The following is a 15,294-nucleotide window of genomic DNA, read 5'->3' on the forward strand; positions in this document are numbered from 1 at the left end:
TACCCCTTGATGAAGGCCTCGTAGAGCGGGCGGCCGACCAGGCTGATCGCCTTCTCCTCGAGGTTCGCCGCGTGCTCGGTGTCGATCTCGCTGGCCTGCTTGGCGATCAGCTCGCGCGCCTCGTCAGGGGTGTGGCTGCGGCCGAAGAACTGGTTGATCAGCCCGAGGTTCATCGGCAGGGAGTAGACCTGCCCGTCGTACTGGCCGAAGACGCGGTGCTGGTAGTGGGTGAAGCCGGTGAAGCGGTTGACGTACTCCCAGACCCGCTCGTTGGAGGTGTGGAAGAGGTGCGCGCCGTACACGTGCACCTCGATGCCGGTCTCGGGGTCGGCCTCGCTGTAGGCGTTGCCGCCGAGATGGCGGCGCCGCTCCAGCACGAGGACGTTCAGGCCCAGCTCGTTGGCGCACCGTTCTGCGATGGTGAGGCCGAAGAAACCGGACCCGACGACGACGAGGTCGGGCTGGGACAAGGTCAGAACTCCTGATCGGTCGAGGCCCGCCAGTCTAGCGAGCGGAGGGGCCCGAACCTGGAATCGAGCGCATCCTCCGGGCGCCCCGGATGGCGCGGATCACGTTCCGCGCCTCCGCCCTCCCGCCGCGGATCGGGCTGAGCACGGTGACCGTCGCGGCGATCGCGTACGGCTTGGCCCGGACCAGCGGGTTGGCGCCGTAGCGGAAGTGCACCGCGAAGAGGTTGCGGTACATGTAGTACCCCTTCCAGCCGGCCAGGTCGTGCTGCTGGCTGAACTCGAGCTGGCGCACCAGCACCGCGTCGCGGATCGCCCAGATCCGGTAGCCGGCTCGGCGCGCGCGCAGGGCGAAGTCGACGTCGTCGTAGAAGATGAAGTACGACGCGTCCGGCAGGCCGATCGCCTCCACCACCTCACGACGGAACAGCGGCCCCTCGAAGGCGACGTTGTGCAGCTCGACCCGGGGTGGCATCACGAGGCGGTCGCCGAAGTCGGTCTCGACGGTGCGCCGCTTCGGCCGGATCGACCGTGCGTGCGTGAGGTCGAAGTCGGTCGCCGCCTTCTCGACCAGCCGGCCGTGGGTGTCCTCACGGACCGCCATCACGAACGCGTCGTCCTGCGCCATCAGGACCGCCAGGCAGTCGGGGGCCGGCACGACGTCGTCGTCCATCAGCCAGATCCGGTCGAAGCCCTGGTCGTAGGCCGACTCCACGCCCGCCCGGAACCCACCGGCGCCGCCGGTGTTCTCGTCGAGGTGGATGCGCTGGAGATGCAGGCCGTGGTGGGCGTCGAGCACCTCGCGCGTGTGGTCGGTGCTGGCGTTGTCGACGACGATCACCGCGTCGGGCTCGTGGGTCTGCGCGGCGAGCCCGTCGAGCGTCCGCCCGAGCAGGTCGGCGCGGTTGTAGGTGACGACGACGACCGCGACGCTCTCGGTCACGACAGGAACCTCTCGTGCCCGGTGAAGTCCCCGCGCAACGCGTCGCGCCAGGCCCCGATGCTGAGCCGGACCCGGGCCGGGTCGCGTCGGGTGAACGTGTAGAACCACAGGGTCTTCGCGACGAACGCCAGCGCGTGCATCGTGCCGCCGTACTCACGGAGGTTGACCAGGTTGTTGCGCGCCATGCAGTAGTGCTTGAGGTCGCTCGGGGTGTCGTTGTACGTCGTGCGCCCGAACGCCATCGGGGTCCCGAGCGCTCCGACCGACGGATGCTGGACGCGGGCGTCGACGACGGTGGCGATGCGGGCGCCGGCGCGCTCGGCCCGCAGGCGGTACTCGTGGTCGTCGCCCCAGATGAAGAACTCCGCCCGCGGTAGGCCGATCCGCTCCACCAGCTCGCGGGTCACCAGCACGCCGTTGAAGGGGATGACGATGCCGCGGATCAGTCCGTCGTCGGCCGCGCGTCGTACGTCTGTCATCGCGTGTACGACGCGCGCGCCCCCCGGGAGCCGGATCGGGAACACCAGGCGCTCCGGGTCGGCCCGGTCGACGACCACCGGTCCCCAGAAGTCGAGCCCCTCGGCGTGCTGGAGCAGCATCTCGAGGCAGCCCGGCTCCGGCGTGCCGTCGTCGTCCATCAGCCAGACCAGGTCGGCGCCGCGCTCCACGGCCCAGGCCAGGCCGTCGTGGAAGCCGCCCGCGCCACCGGTGTTGGTGGCCAGGGTGCGACCGTGCACGCGACCCCGATCGAGGGCCGCCAGCCACTCCCCCGTGCCGTCCGTCGACGCGTTGTCGACGACCAGCACCTCGTCCAGACCCGGCACGTCGACCAGCGTCTTGACCAGTCGTTGCAGCATCTCCAGGCGGTTGTAGGTGACCACGACGGCGGCGATGCGGCGGTCGTCGGAGGGCATCCGGGAACTCTAGTGAACCTCCACCGACGAGGGTGAAGCGGTCACGTCACTCTCGTCGTGGTCGTTGCCGGATCCATTGTGTTTCTATTCCGGGTTTGGGTGGTGGCCGGAATTCGGGTTGGTGGTCGTCGGGGTTGAGTCGGACATCCCAGGGTGTGTTGTGGATAACCCGGTGGTGGTGGCCGCATAACAGGACGAGATTCGACAGTTTCGTTTCGCCGCCGAATATCCAGTGCCGGATGTGGTGAGCGTGACACATCACCGGTGGCCGATCGCAGCCCGGGAACGCGCAATGCCGGTCGCGCAGCACCAGGGCAACCCAGATCGCGGCGGTGACCAGCCGCTTGGCTCGGCCGACGTCCAACGGCTCGCCGTGGGCGCCGAGGACCGCGGGAATGACCTCCGCGTCGCAGGCCAGCCGGCGGATGGTGGCGATCGAGAGCCCGGTCTCGGTGGTGGTGGTGGTGGCCGCGGTCTCGGCGAGCCCGGACCTCAGCGCGTCCAGGGTCACGGTAACCATCAGTCGGGTGGGGGCGCCGTGGGACTCCGGCGGCAGGTCGGCGTCCAGACCGTGCTGGGCGACCTGCACCAGGGCGTCCCACAGGCGGGCGCCATGGTCGCGGGGGTCGTGCACCAGATCACCGTGCTCGTCGTCGACGGCCGGGGCCGGCGCGGTCAGCGGCAGCAGGGCGGCCTTCAACAACGCGCCGTCCTCGGCGGACCCACGACCCTTGAGACGGACCCCGCCGGCACCGTCGGCGGTGATGGACAGGTAGCGGACGTGGTGGGCGGCGCGTTCCTCCCGGGCCAGTTGCCGCTCCAGCCGCCGGTCCTCGGCGTCGGGGTCGACCACGTGGACCAGGTGCCGCCCGGTCCGGGCCAGGTCGGTGGCATCCAGGCTCCCCGCCTGCTCCACCAACACCTGCTGACCGCGGGCACGGACCGCCGCACCCGACGGCAGCGCTTCGATCGACTTCACGATCACGTCGGCCTGCTCGGGGGACACGGTCCCGGCGGCCAGCGCCTCCCGGGTGTCGGCTAATGCCCCGGTCAGGGCGTGCGCGCGGGCCACCACCCGGCGGCCTTCGCCCTTGCGGAGGCCCCCGGTGTGAGTCAGCCAGTCCCCGGTCGAGCCATAGGCCAGCTGCTGCTTGGCCAGGTCCCGCGCGTCTGCCTCGGCCACCGCCCCGGCCTGGACCGCGGCGGTCACCGCCCGCAGCTGCTCGGTCAGCTCCACGGTCGCGATCAGGTCCTGGTCGCACTGGGCGGCGAAGAACGCTCCGGCGGCCTCCCGCGCCGACGCCACCGCCTCGGCCAATAACGCGGCCGGGCTGGCGCCAGCGCCGGGGTGCTGGGGGCGGAGGTCCGAGATCGACATGGGAATAGCCAATCACTGACCACCGACACTCGACCCGGTTATCCACAGCAATATTGCCTGTTTTGAAGAAAAACTTTGAAGACATTTTGGGAGATCTCCCAGCACCTACTATTCCTGTGGTTTCGAGACGGTCGCAGAGCGACCTCCTCAACCACCGGGCCGGGCGACCTGTCATTCGGTGGTTGAGGAAGGCGCCCTGGCGCCTGTCTCGAAACCACCCCGGACCCGAAGCGCCGACACGGAGGACGGGTCCCTGACCTCAGCGACCGCCGGGGATCAGATGTCGATGGTCAGCCGCACGGTGATCTGGTCGCCCAGCGCGAGCCGCTCGGGCTTGCGGACCGCGTCCTTGATCGGTACGACGTACCCGCCGTCCTTGGGCCACAGCGACGTCGTGAAGTCGGTGTCGCCGATCCGGCCGCGGACCGGGATCATCCCCCAGCCGTAGGTGACGAATGCCGCGGTCTCACGGATCTGGTCGGCCTCGTCCTCCGGTACGGCGACGAAGTGGTACGGCGCGGGCCCGCGCCACTCGAAGACCGGCCCGGTGAACTCGACGTCCATGCGGGTAGTTCAGCAGACGGCGCCGAGGTTGCTCGACTCGTTGGCGGCGTACCCGGCCTTCAGCGAGCCGATCGAGCCTCCGGTGACTGTCGACGCCTTCTTCCGGTGGTGGTGCGCGGACGCCGCCGGCGGGTGCTCCGACGCCACGATCGCGGCCTTCACCTTGCGCTTGATCAGCCCGATGTCGGGGTCGGCGGTGTTCACGAGGGGCGGCACGAGCGACAGCGTCGCGACCGGCGCGCTCCTGGCCTTCAGCGCCAGCCCCATGAACGTGTCGACCTCGCTGGCCGGGATGTCGGTGGAGACCATCTGCGAGGACGCCTTGGCGATCTTCTCGAAGTTGGTGAGCACGGTCTCCGGGCTGATCTGGTGCAGCATCGCGTTCATCACGCACTTCTGGCGGGCCATCCGCGAGTAGTCGTCGGAGCTGTCGCGCGACCGCGCGAACCACAGGGTGTCGAAGCCGTTGAGCTTGCGGACGCCGGGCTTGATGTAGCCGGTGACGTCGGCACCGAGTCCGCCGACCGGGATCGGCTGCCGGACGTCGAGGGTCACGCCGCCGACGGCGTCGACGAGCCCCCGGAAGCCGGCCAGGTTCACGAACGCCCAGTAGTTGACCTTCAGCCCGGTGATGCCCTCGATCGCCGAGATCGTGGCGTCCATGCCGGGGTCCTTCACGCCCTTGAACAGGTTCTGGTGGTCGCCGACCCAGGTGTTCACTCCGTTCAGCTCGCAGTCGGGGTAGCCACAGTCGAAGCCGTGGGGCCACGCCTTGTGCATCACCGAGCCCTTGGCGAACGGGAAGTTGGTCAGGTTGCGGGGCAGGCCGATCAGCACCGTCCTCCCCGTCGTCGCGTCGATGCTCGCCACCGTCATGGAGTCGGTGCGCAGGCCCCAGCGACCGGCGCCGGAGTCACCGCCGACGAGCAGGACGTTGTAGCGACCGTCGTTCGCGCCGTGCACGGTGTCGCCGGAGAACATGGTCAGGATGAAGTCGCGCTGGACCCCGACCAGGTGCGCGCCGAACAGCAGCGTGCCGGCGACGGAGAAGCACAGGATCCCGTTCAGCCCGACCACGGCCCGCCGGTGCCCGAGCGAGAGCGACAGCGGCTGCCCGATCCGCCACGCGTCGAGGAACAGGAAGGCCCAGCCGATCGCGACCAGCATCAGGCCGAGCCGTACGACGCCGAGCGCGGTCGTGTCGGACACGAACCAGAACACGTACTGGTGGTGGTACGCCGCCATCAGCACGCCGACGAGACCCGCCACGAGCAGCGCGGCCCAGAGTCGGGTGGCGAGGCGGCCGATCCGGCGGTCGCCGGCCACGAGCTGGGCCGAGCCCGGGACGACCAGGGTCATCACCATCAGCATCAGGGCGCGCCGGTACCGCACGCGTGCGGCCCGATCCACGGCGGTGGCGCGAGCGGTGAGGGGCGGCCCCATGGGCAGGACTCTCTGTGCTGGGGAAGTAGCCCCGTCAGTATCACCAGTCACACCGGCCACACGGCGGACCGACGCGCCGAATCGGGCCCATTGGCCGCCGGCCGGTACCCTCGCCGGCATGTCCGACGACTGGCTGTTCGGCGGCCGTTCGCCGGGCGGTCGGCAGGACGGGGACCCCGGGGAGGATCCCGATGCCACCCGCCCCGTGCCCAGGGAACCCAGGGAACCCAGGGAACCGAGGGAGCCCGGGCCCGACGAGACCCGCGTGATGCCCACGATCTCGCGAGAGCAAGCTGCCGCACGGTCACCCCGCGAGACCCCCGCACCTCCCCCGCCGGGTTCGTCGGGCCGCACCGTGGGCGGCGGTCTCGACGGCGTACGACGCAGCCTCGGGCGGGTGCCGAAGCCGCGGTTCAAGCTCCGCTACCTGTGGATCCTGCTCGCCCTCTGGCTGGTCTACCTGATCGCGGTCCCGTTCTTGGCGTGGTCGAAGGTCGACAAGATCAACGCCTTCCCCGCGGGCAACCGCCCGCCCGACCAGGACGGCACCAACTACCTGCTCGTCGGCAGCGACTCACGCGCGGGTCTTTCCGCCGAGCAGCGCAAGCAGCTCCACACCGGCAATGCCGCCGGCCAGCGCACCGACACCATCGTGCTCGTCCACGACGGGAGCGGCCCCACGCTCACGATGTCGATCCCGCGCGACTCGTTGGTGCCGATCCCGGGTCACGGCACGACGAAGATCAACGCGGCCTTCGCGTTCGGCGGCCCGAAGCTGTTGATCCGGACGATCGAGCAGAACACCGGCATCCACATCGACCACTACGTCGAGATCGGGCTCGGTGGCTTCGTGAACATCGTCGACTCCGTCGGCGGGGTCACGATCTGCCCGAACCACACCATGAACGACAAGCTGGCCAACCTCCATGTGAAGAAGGGCTGCCAGCACGCCGACGGCACGGTCGCACTCGCCTACGCCCGGTCCCGACACGCTGACCCGCAGCTCGGCGACATCGCCCGTGGCGGCCAGCAGCGCGAGGTGATGGCCGCGGTCGGGCACAAGGCGCTGTCACCGTGGACGGTGCTCAACCCGTTCCGCTACTGGAACCTCTGGACGTCGACGACCGAGAACCTGATCGTCGACGACGACATGAGCGTCCTGGCCATGGGCCGCTTCGGCTGGGCGATGACGCACAGCGACCTCACCTGCCCGGTCCCGATCAGCAACCTGGCAGTGACCTGGGACCCGACGCGGTCCAAGCAGATGTTCAAGCTGATCCGCGAGGACCAGACCTCGGACATCGGCAAGAACCTCTGCACCAAGTCGGGCCTGCCACCCCAGCAATGAGGCCTCGGGCCACGGCCACCTCGCGCCGGTGTCGCTCTAGGGTGACGTCGTGGACGTCATCGAGTTCAACCAGCTCAGCGCCGAGGACGCGGCGGCGCGAGTGACGGGCTGCCTCGGCGTGCCCCGCTGGGTGGAGGAGGTCGTGGCCGGCCGGCCCTACCAGGACCGGAAGACGCTCCTCGACCGCGGCGGCGCGTCGGCCGACCAGCTCAGCGACGACGAGCTCGCGTCGGCGATCTCCCGGCACCCTCGGATCGGCGAGCAGTCCGACGCCGACAACGCCGAGGCCGCGCACTCGCGCACCGAGCAGGCCGGCGTGGACCCGACCGACGAGGCACGGCTCCGCGCGGGGAACGCGGCGTACGAGGAGCGGTTCGGCCGCGTGTTCCTGATCAGGGCCGCCGGTCGCAGCAGTGCCGAGATCCTGACCGAGCTGCAACGACGGCTGGGCAACGACGACGTCACCGAGCGTGCGGAGACCGTCCGTGCGCTCCGCGACATCGCGGTGCTGCGACTCCAGCAGGTGGTCGAATGAGCCACCTGAGCACGCACGTGCTGGACACGGCGACCGGGCGGCCGGCGAGCGGCGTCACGGTCACGCTCGAGGGCCGGGGCGGCGTACTCGCACGGGGATCGACGGACGCCGACGGACGGATCACCGACCTGGGACCCGACCGACTCGACCCGGCGACGTACCGGCTGCGCTTCGACACGGGGCAATACGCCGCGGAGACGGGCACTGACGGCTTCTTCCCGGAGGTCGTGGTGGCGTTCGTCGTGCGCGACACCGACCACCTGCACGTCCCCCTGCTGCTCAGTCCCTTCGGCTACTCGACGTACCGGGGTAGCTGAGATGGGGATCGTGCTGGGCGCCAACCACTACGGCAAGGCGGAGACGCGGCTGTTCCGGATCGTCCGCGACGACCGGCGGCACGTGGTCCGCGACCTCAACGTCTCGACCGCGCTGACCGGCGACTTCACCGCGGCCCACCTGGTGGGCGACCAGGCCCACGTGCTGCCGACCGACTCGCAGAAGAACACGGTGTTCGCGTTCGCGCGGTCGGTCGGGATCGCGCAGATCGAGGACTTCGCCCTGGCCCTGGCCCGCCACTTCGTCGACGACGTGGCGCCGGTGACCTCGGCCGAGGTCCGCATCGAGGAGTTCGGCTGGGAACGGATCTCCGACCACGACCACGCCTTCCGCAAGGCGGGCGCCGAGGTGCGCACCACGTGCGTGACGGCCGACTCAAGGGATGCGCAGATCGTCAGCGGCGCGCGAGACCTCGTGCTGCTGAAGTCGACCGGGTCGGAGTTCGCCGACTTCCTGGTCGACGACTACACCACGCTGCCGCCGACCCATGACCGCGTGCTCGCCACGTCGCTCACCGCGACCTGGTCCTACTCGGCGACCGCGGTCGAGCGCGGGGTCGACTGGGCGGCGGCGTACGACGCGGTGCGCGGCGCCCTGCTCGACCGCTTCGCGAACGTGCACTCCCTGGCGCTCCAGCAGTCCTTGTGGGAGATGGGGAAGGCGGCGCTCGAGGCGCAGCCCGACCTGACGTCCATCGAGCTGGTCGCACCGAACATCCACCACGTCGCGGTCGACCTGAGCCCCTTCGGGCTCGACAACCCCGGCGAGGTGTTCCACGTGACCGACCGGCCGTACGGGCTGATCGAGGTGACCGTGCAGCGGGACGGTGACGACTGATGGAGTTCCTCTCGCCGTCGTCGCTGGGCGAAGCCCTGGCCGCACGAGCCGAGCATCCCGACGCCGTCCCGATCATGGGCGGGACCGACGTGATGGTCGAGCTCAACTTCGACCGGCGCCGCCCGCCCGTGCTGCTCGACCTCACCCGGGTCCCCGAGCTCTCGACCTGGGAGCGCTCGAACGGCGAGATCCGGTTGGGCGCCGGCGTGTCCTACACACGAGTGATCCAGGAGCTCGGCACGGAGCTGCCCGGACTGGCGATGGCCTCACGGACCGTCGGGTCGCCGCAGATCCGCAACCGCGGCACCGTCGGCGGCAATCTCGGCGCCGCATCTCCGGCCGGCGACGCACACCCCGCACTGCTCGCGGCGTTCGCGGACGTCGAGCTGTCGTCCGCCGAGGGCGTGCGCCGAGTGCCGGCGCACGAGTTCTATGCCGGCGTGAAGAAGCACATCGGTCGCCCGGACGAGCTGGTCACGGCGGTCTGGGTACGGCGCGCGTCGGGCCCCCAGCAGTTCAGCAAGATCGGCACTCGCAACGCGATGGTGATCGCGGTTGCCGCGTTCGGGTTCGCCCTCCACCCCGAGCACCGGACGGTCGGCACGGGCATCGGATCGGCCGGACCGACACCCAGGCGCGCCCCCGAGGCCGAGGCGTTCCTGGCAGCAGAGCTGCCCTGGGAGTCCCGCGGCGCGGTCCCTGCGTCGGTGTCCGCGGAGTTCGGCAGACTGGTCGGCACGGCCGCCTCCCCCATCGACGACGTCCGCGGCACCGCGGCGTACCGGCTGTACGCGCTCTCCGTGATGGCGCAGCGATGTCTGGGCTGGGCGTGGACGGCACACCGGGAGGAAGCGAGCTGATGCGGGTCACGATCACGGTCAACGGCCAGCGGCACGAGGCCGACGACGTCTGGGAGGGCGAGAGTCTGCTCTACGTCCTGCGCGAGCGGATGGGCCTCTCCGGGTCGAAGAACGCCTGCGAGCAGGGCGAGTGCGGTTCGTGCACCGTCTACCTCGACGGCGTCACCTGCTGCGCGTGCCTGGTCGCCGCCGGCCAGGCCGACGGTCGCCGCGTGGAGACGGTCGAGGGCCTGGGGTCGGACGACGCACTGCACCCGGTGCAGCAGGCGTTCGTCGACGCCGGCGCCGTGCAGTGCGGCTTCTGTACGCCGGGCCTGCTGGTCGCGACCCATGATCTCCTCTCCCGCGACCCCGACCCGGACGACTCAGAGATCCGAGAGGCCCTGGCCGGCAACCTGTGCCGCTGCACGGGCTACGAGAAGATCATCGAAGCGGTGCACCGCGCCGCGGATCAGCTGCGATGACGATCGTCCTCGACGGCTGCGCGGTGGTCACCATGGACGGCGACCGCTCCGAGCACGCGGTCGGGCACGTCGTGGTCGAAGATGCCCGGATCGTGGCGGTCGCCTCCGGGCGGGCGCCCCGTGGCCTCGACGACGCGACGTACGTCGACGGGTCGGGTTGCCTGGCGACGCCCGGCCTGGTCAACACGCACCACCACCTGTACCAGTGGCTGACCCGCGGCGTGGCCGTCGACCACACGCTCTTCGAGTGGCTGACCACGCTCTACCCGGTGTGGGGGTGCCTCGACGAGGACGCCGTACGCATCGGAGCGACCGGGGCCCTCGTGCAGCTGGCGCGGACGGGCTGTACGACGACGACCGACCACCACTACGTCTTCCCCACGGACGGCGGCGACCTGCTCGGCGCCGAGATCGAGGCGGCTCGGGAGGTCGGGCTGCGCTTCCTCCCCACCCGAGGGTCGATGGACCTCGGAGCCAGCCAAGGTGGTCTGCCGCCCGACCACGTCGTGGAGCACCTCGACCAGATCCTGACCGCGACCGCCGACGCGATCGACCGACACCACGACGCCTCCCCCGACTCGATGCTGCGGGTCGGCGTCGCCCCGTGCTCGCCGTTCTCGGTGACCGCAGACCTGCTCGAGCAGACCGCCCTGCTCGCGCGCGACAAGGGAGTGCGGCTCCATACGCACCTCGCCGAGACCGTCGACGAGGACGACTTCTGCCGCGAGAAGTTCGGCTGCGGCCCCGTCGAGTACGTCGAGTCCCTCGGCTGGCTCGGTCCCGACGTCTGGCTCGCCCACGGAGTCCACCTCGGCGACTCCGACATCGCCACGATGGCCTCGTCGCAGACCTGCGTCGCCCACTGTCCCTCATCCAATGCCCGGCTGGGCGCCGGCATCTGCCGCACCCGCGACCTGCATGCGGCCGGGGTGCCGGTGGGGCTCGGGGTCGACGGTGCCGCCTCCAACGAGGCAGCCTCGCTGGTCGAGGAGCTCCGGCACTCGGTGCTGTTCGCCCGTGCGGTCGGTGGACCGAGAGCGCTGACCGTGCGAGACGGCCTCGAGCTGGCCACGCTGGGAGGTGCCCGGGTGCTCGGGTGGGACGACCAGATCGGGTCGCTCGAGCCCGGCAAGCTCGCCGACATCGCGCTGTGGCGGATCGACACCGCACCCCATGCCGGCATCCCCGACCCGGTCGCGGCCCTGGTCCTGGGCACACCACCACCGCTCGAGCTGCTCCTCGTGCAGGGTCGAGCGGTGGTGCGGAACGACGCGATGGTCGACCTCGACGAGGATCGCCTGGCGATCGACGTCGGCGCCGCGTCAGAAGCGCTGGCAGGGAAGGCGGTAGGCGGATGACGAGCAGGGCCGACACGAGGACGGACACCCGAGCCGGGACCACGACGCCGGGTGGGATCGGAGACTCCCCCCAGAGGCCGGACGGGATCCGCAAGGTGATGGGCGAGTTCGCCTATGGCAGCGACCTCTGGATGGACGGCATGCTGTGGGGCGTCACGTTGCGCAGCCCGCACCCCTACGCGCGGATCACGAGGGTCGACATCACCGAGGCGCTCGCGACCGCCGGGGTGTTCGCGGTCCTCACCCATGACGACGTACCAGGCGAGAAGTACTTCGGTCTCGAGCATCAGGACCAGCCGGTCCTGGCGATCGACGTCGTCCGCTACCAGGGCGAGCCGATCGCCCTGGTAGCCGCGGACCACCCCGAGACGGCACGCCGGGCGATGCAGAAGATCGCGGTCGAGTACGACGTGCTCGAGCCGGTCGTCGATGCCGAGAAGGCGCTGCTGCCCGACAGCCCGAGGCTCCACCCCGACGGCAACCTCGTGCGGCACGTCAAGATCCGCACCGGCGACGCCGACCCGGTCGCCGACGTCGTCGTCGCCGGCGACTACGAGGTCGGCATGCAGGACCAGGCGTTCCTCGGACCGGAGTCCGGGCTCGCCGTTCCGGACGGCACCGGCGGTGTCGACCTCTTCGTCGCCACCCAGTGGCTGCACGTCGACCAACGCCAGGTCTGCGCGGCGCTCGGGCTCCCGCCGGACCGGGTCCGGCTCCAGCTCGCGGGCGTCGGCGGCGCGTTCGGCGGGCGTGAGGACCTGTCCATGCACGTGCACGGCTGCCTGCTCGCGCTGCACACCGGCAAGCCGGTCAAGATGGTCTACAACCGCGAGGAGTCGTTCTTCGGGCACGTGCACCGGCATCCGGCGAAGCTGCACTACGAGTACGGCGCCGACCGCGACGGCACGTTGGTGTACGCGCGCGCCACCGTCCACCTCGACGGCGGTGCCTACGCGTCCAGCACCCCGGCGGTGGTCGGCAACGCGGGCACGATGGGCTTCGGCCCCTACCAGATCCCTCATCTGCACATGGACTGCTACGGCGCCTACACGAACAACCCGCCGTGCGGAGCGATGCGCGGCTTCGGCTCGGTGCAGACCGCGTTCGCGGTCGAGGCGTTGATGGACAAGCTCGCCGACGCGGTCGGCCTCGACCCGGTCGAGATCCGGGTACGCAACGGCTACCACGAGGGCTCCCACGCCCCGACCGGGCAGGTCATCGACAGCGCCGCGCCGGTGGCCGAGCTGGTCCAGCGGCTGCAGGCGATGCCACTCCCCGGCATCACGAGGGGCACCGATCTCAGGGAGATGCCGGGCGGGGTGTCCAACACGACCCACGGCGAGGGCGTACGTCGCGGCGTGGGCTACGCGGTCGCCTACAAGAACGTCGCGTTCTCCGAGGGCTTCGACGACTACTCCACGGCGAGGGTCCGCCTCTCGATCGTCGAGGGCCGCCCGGTGGTCACCGTCCACACCGCCGCGGCCGAGGTCGGCCAGGGACTCGTCACCATCGAGCAGCAGATCTGCCGCACCGAGCTCGGGGTCGAGCAGGTGGTGGTCGCGCCCCAGGACACCCAGGTCGGCTCCGCGGGGTCCAGCTCGGCCTCCCGCCAGACGTACGTCACCGGCGGCGCGGTCAAGGCCGCCTGTGAGAGCGTGCGCGCCCTCGTCCTCGCCAGGGCCGCGCAGCACGGTCTGGACGCCGAGGACCTCCGGCTCGAGGGCGAGCAAGTCGTCAGCCGGGTGCTGGGCATCTCGGTCCCGCTCGCGGACCTGCTCGGCGACGACGACGTCGAGGACACCGTCGAGTGGCGACACCGGCCGACGTCCCCGATCGACCCGGACACCGGGCAGGGGGACGCCCACGTCCAGTACGCGTTCGCCGCCCATCGGGCCGTGGTCGACGTCGACGTCGAGCTCGGGCTGGTCAAGGTGGTCGAGCTCGCCTGCACCCAGGACGTCGGCAGGGCGATGAACCCCCAGGCAGTGGTCGGCCAGATCCAGGGCGGGAGCACTCAGGGCATGGGGCTCGCGCTGATGGAGGAGATCCAGATCGTCGACGGCAAGATCACCAACCCGTCGTTCACCGACTACCTGATCCCCACGATCCTCGACACCCCGCCGATGCCGATCGAGGTCCTCGAGTACGCCGACCCCCACGCGCCGTACGGGCTGCGTGGCGTGGGCGAGGCGCCCACCATCTCGTCCGGGCCTGCGGTCGCAGCGGCGATCCGGGCGGCGACCGGTCTCGACCTCCGCCGTGTGCCGATCCGACCGGAGGATGTGACGGGAACCCGATGACCACCTCTACTCAGAGCAACCGCCTGTTGAGTGACGACGCGATCGCCTTCGTCACCGACCTGCAGCGTCGCTTCGGACCCCGTCGCGACGAGCTGTTGGCCGCCCGCCGGAGGACCGGTCCGCCGCGCGACTTCCTGCCCGGGACGGCGGACGTCCGCGCCGCCGACTGGCAGGTCGCCCCTGCTCCCCCGGCGCTGCAGGACCGTCGCGTCGAGATCACCGGGCCGACCCGGCCGAAGATGGCCGTCAACGCCCTCAACTCCGGCGCGAAGGTGTGGCTGGCCGACCTCGAGGACGCCAACACCCCCCACTGGGACAACGTGCTCGAGGGCCAGCAGGTGTTGTACGACGTCGCCCGGCGCCGCCTCGAGTTCACCTCACCGGAGGGCAAGCACTACTCCTTGGACGACGGGCCGCTCGCCACGGTCGTCGTACGCCCCCGTGGCTGGCACCTCGACGAGAAGCACCTGCCGGTCGATGGCCGGCCGATGGCGGGTGCCCTGCTCGACTTCGGCCTGCACTTCTTCCACAACGCGGCGGAGCTCGTGTCGCGCGAGGAGGGCCCCTACTACTACCTGCCCAAGCTCGAGAGCCACCACGAGGCGCGGCTCTGGAACGACGTCTTCGGCCACGCCCAGGCCGCGCTCGGGATCCCGCACGGCACCATCCGGGCCACCGTCCTGATCGAGACGATCAACGCCGCCTTCGAGATGGACGAGATCCTCTACGAGATGCGCGAGCACGCATCGGGTCTCAACGCGGGGCGCTGGGACTACCTGTTCAGCCTGATCAAGAACTTCCGCGAGTCCGGCCCCGAGTTCGTGCTGCCCGACCGGTCGGCGGTGTCCATGACGACGCCGTTCATGGCGGCGTACAGCGACCTGCTCGTGGCGACGTGCCACCGACGCGGCGCGTTCGCGATGGGCGGGATGGCGGCGTTCATCCCGACCAAGGACCCCGTCACCAACGAGTCCGCTCTCGCCCAGGTCCGCGCCGACAAGTCGCGCGAGGCGGCGGCCGGGTACGACGGCTCCTGGGTTGCCCATCCCGGGCTCGTGGCGATCTGTCGCGAGGAGTTCGACGCCGTGCTCGGCGAACGGCCCAACCAGCTGGACCGCCAGTTCCCTGACACCGTCGTCAGCGCCGACGACCTCCTCGACCTGGCCTCCGCCGACGGCGACGTCACCGAGGCCGGCGTCCGCGCCAACGTCTCGGTCTCTCTTCGGTATCTGGCCTCCTGGCTCGGCGGCGACGGCGCGGCGGCCATCGACAACCTGATGGAGGACGCCGCCACCGTCGAGATCTCCCGGAGCCAGCTGTGGCAGTGGATCCGGCACGGCACCGAGACCGACAGGGGGCGGGTGATCGACCGGGCGTACGTCGAGGGCGTTCTCGCCGCCGAGGCCGCGTCGATCTCGGAGGGACTCGACGACACGACGCGCGCCAGGCTCCGGCAGGCACGCGACCTGTTCGCGCGCGTGGTGCTGGCCGAGGAGTACCTCGACTTCCTGACGACCCCGGCCTACGCGGACTATGTCGAGTGAAGG

General features: G+C 70.6%; 15 protein-coding genes. 9 read left to right on the top strand and 6 right to left on the bottom strand.

What is annotated here, in order from left to right:
* The 6 genes from VGJ24_RS15370 to VGJ24_RS15395 all read right to left on the bottom strand — a co-directional run.
* A partial coding sequence (locus VGJ24_RS15370; RefSeq protein ID WP_331501577.1) for an NAD(P)-binding protein occupies positions 1–476 on the bottom strand: 476 nt, incomplete at its 3' end.
* Positions 477–504: 28 nt separating this feature from the next.
* Positions 505–1,410 carry a glycosyltransferase family 2 protein gene (locus VGJ24_RS15375; RefSeq protein ID WP_331501508.1) on the bottom strand — a complete coding sequence of 302 codons (906 nt, stop codon included), beginning with the start codon at positions 1,408–1,410 and terminating at the stop codon, positions 505–507.
* Positions 1,407–2,324 (bottom strand): glycosyltransferase family 2 protein, encoded by a 918-nt coding sequence (locus VGJ24_RS15380; protein ID WP_331501509.1) that lies wholly within the window; start codon positions 2,322–2,324, stop codon positions 1,407–1,409. Before VGJ24_RS15380 ends, VGJ24_RS15375 begins: the two co-directional genes overlap by 4 nt.
* Positions 2,325–2,370: 46 nt before the next feature.
* The gene (locus tag VGJ24_RS15385) at positions 2,371–3,702 is read right to left on the bottom strand and encodes an HNH endonuclease signature motif containing protein (protein WP_331501510.1); all 1,332 of its coding nucleotides are present in this window, start codon (positions 3,700–3,702) and stop codon (positions 2,371–2,373) included.
* Between the two features lie 276 nt (positions 3,703–3,978).
* On the bottom strand, positions 3,979–4,266 hold the full coding sequence (locus VGJ24_RS15390; RefSeq protein WP_331501511.1) for a DUF1905 domain-containing protein: 288 nt from the start codon (positions 4,264–4,266) through the stop codon (positions 3,979–3,981).
* A 9-nt stretch (positions 4,267–4,275) separates the two neighbouring features.
* Positions 4,276–5,709 (bottom strand): LCP family protein, encoded by a 1,434-nt coding sequence (locus tag VGJ24_RS15395; RefSeq protein WP_331501512.1) that lies wholly within the window; start codon positions 5,707–5,709, stop codon positions 4,276–4,278.
* A gap of 118 nt (positions 5,710–5,827) precedes the next feature.
* Here VGJ24_RS15395 and VGJ24_RS15400 point away from each other — a divergent pair, with 118 nt between their 5' ends.
* Genes VGJ24_RS15400 through aceB form a run of 9 tightly spaced genes read left to right on the top strand, consistent with a single transcriptional unit; the run spans position 5,828 to position 15,291 of the window.
* Positions 5,828–7,057: an LCP family protein gene (locus VGJ24_RS15400; RefSeq protein ID WP_331501513.1), complete on the top strand. Its 1,230-nt coding sequence runs from the start codon at positions 5,828–5,830 to the stop codon at positions 7,055–7,057.
* Positions 7,058–7,106: 49 nt separating this feature from the next.
* Positions 7,107–7,592: a 2-oxo-4-hydroxy-4-carboxy-5-ureidoimidazoline decarboxylase gene (gene uraD / locus VGJ24_RS15405; RefSeq protein ID WP_331501514.1), complete on the top strand. Its 486-nt coding sequence runs from the start codon at positions 7,107–7,109 to the stop codon at positions 7,590–7,592.
* Positions 7,589–7,909: a hydroxyisourate hydrolase gene (uraH, locus tag VGJ24_RS15410; protein ID WP_331501515.1), complete on the top strand. Its 321-nt coding sequence runs from the start codon at positions 7,589–7,591 to the stop codon at positions 7,907–7,909. Before uraD ends, uraH begins: the two co-directional genes overlap by 4 nt.
* A 1-nt stretch (position 7,910) precedes the next feature.
* Positions 7,911–8,765 (top strand): factor-independent urate hydroxylase, encoded by an 855-nt coding sequence (pucL, locus tag VGJ24_RS15415; protein ID WP_331501516.1) that lies wholly within the window; start codon positions 7,911–7,913, stop codon positions 8,763–8,765.
* Positions 8,765–9,625: an FAD binding domain-containing protein gene (locus tag VGJ24_RS15420; RefSeq protein ID WP_331501517.1), complete on the top strand. Its 861-nt coding sequence runs from the start codon at positions 8,765–8,767 to the stop codon at positions 9,623–9,625. Before pucL ends, VGJ24_RS15420 begins: the two co-directional genes overlap by 1 nt.
* On the top strand, positions 9,625–10,089 hold the full coding sequence (locus VGJ24_RS15425; RefSeq protein ID WP_331501518.1) for a (2Fe-2S)-binding protein: 465 nt from the start codon (positions 9,625–9,627) through the stop codon (positions 10,087–10,089). The genes VGJ24_RS15420 and VGJ24_RS15425 overlap by 1 nt, the downstream gene beginning before the upstream one ends.
* Positions 10,086–11,447 (top strand): 8-oxoguanine deaminase, encoded by a 1,362-nt coding sequence (locus tag VGJ24_RS15430; RefSeq protein WP_331501519.1) that lies wholly within the window; start codon positions 10,086–10,088, stop codon positions 11,445–11,447. The genes VGJ24_RS15425 and VGJ24_RS15430 overlap by 4 nt, the downstream gene beginning before the upstream one ends.
* Positions 11,444–13,747 (top strand): xanthine dehydrogenase subunit D, encoded by a 2,304-nt coding sequence (pucD, locus tag VGJ24_RS15435; RefSeq protein WP_331501520.1) that lies wholly within the window; start codon positions 11,444–11,446, stop codon positions 13,745–13,747. The genes VGJ24_RS15430 and pucD overlap by 4 nt, the downstream gene beginning before the upstream one ends.
* Positions 13,744–15,291, top strand: coding sequence for a malate synthase A (gene aceB, locus VGJ24_RS15440; RefSeq protein WP_331501521.1), 1,548 nt, complete (start codon positions 13,744–13,746; stop codon positions 15,289–15,291). Before pucD ends, aceB begins: the two co-directional genes overlap by 4 nt.
* Positions 15,292–15,294 lie beyond the last annotated feature (3 nt).

It is taken from the genome of Nocardioides sp. (assembly GCF_036493135.1).
Classification (GTDB): domain Bacteria; phylum Actinomycetota; class Actinomycetes; order Propionibacteriales; family Nocardioidaceae; genus Nocardioides.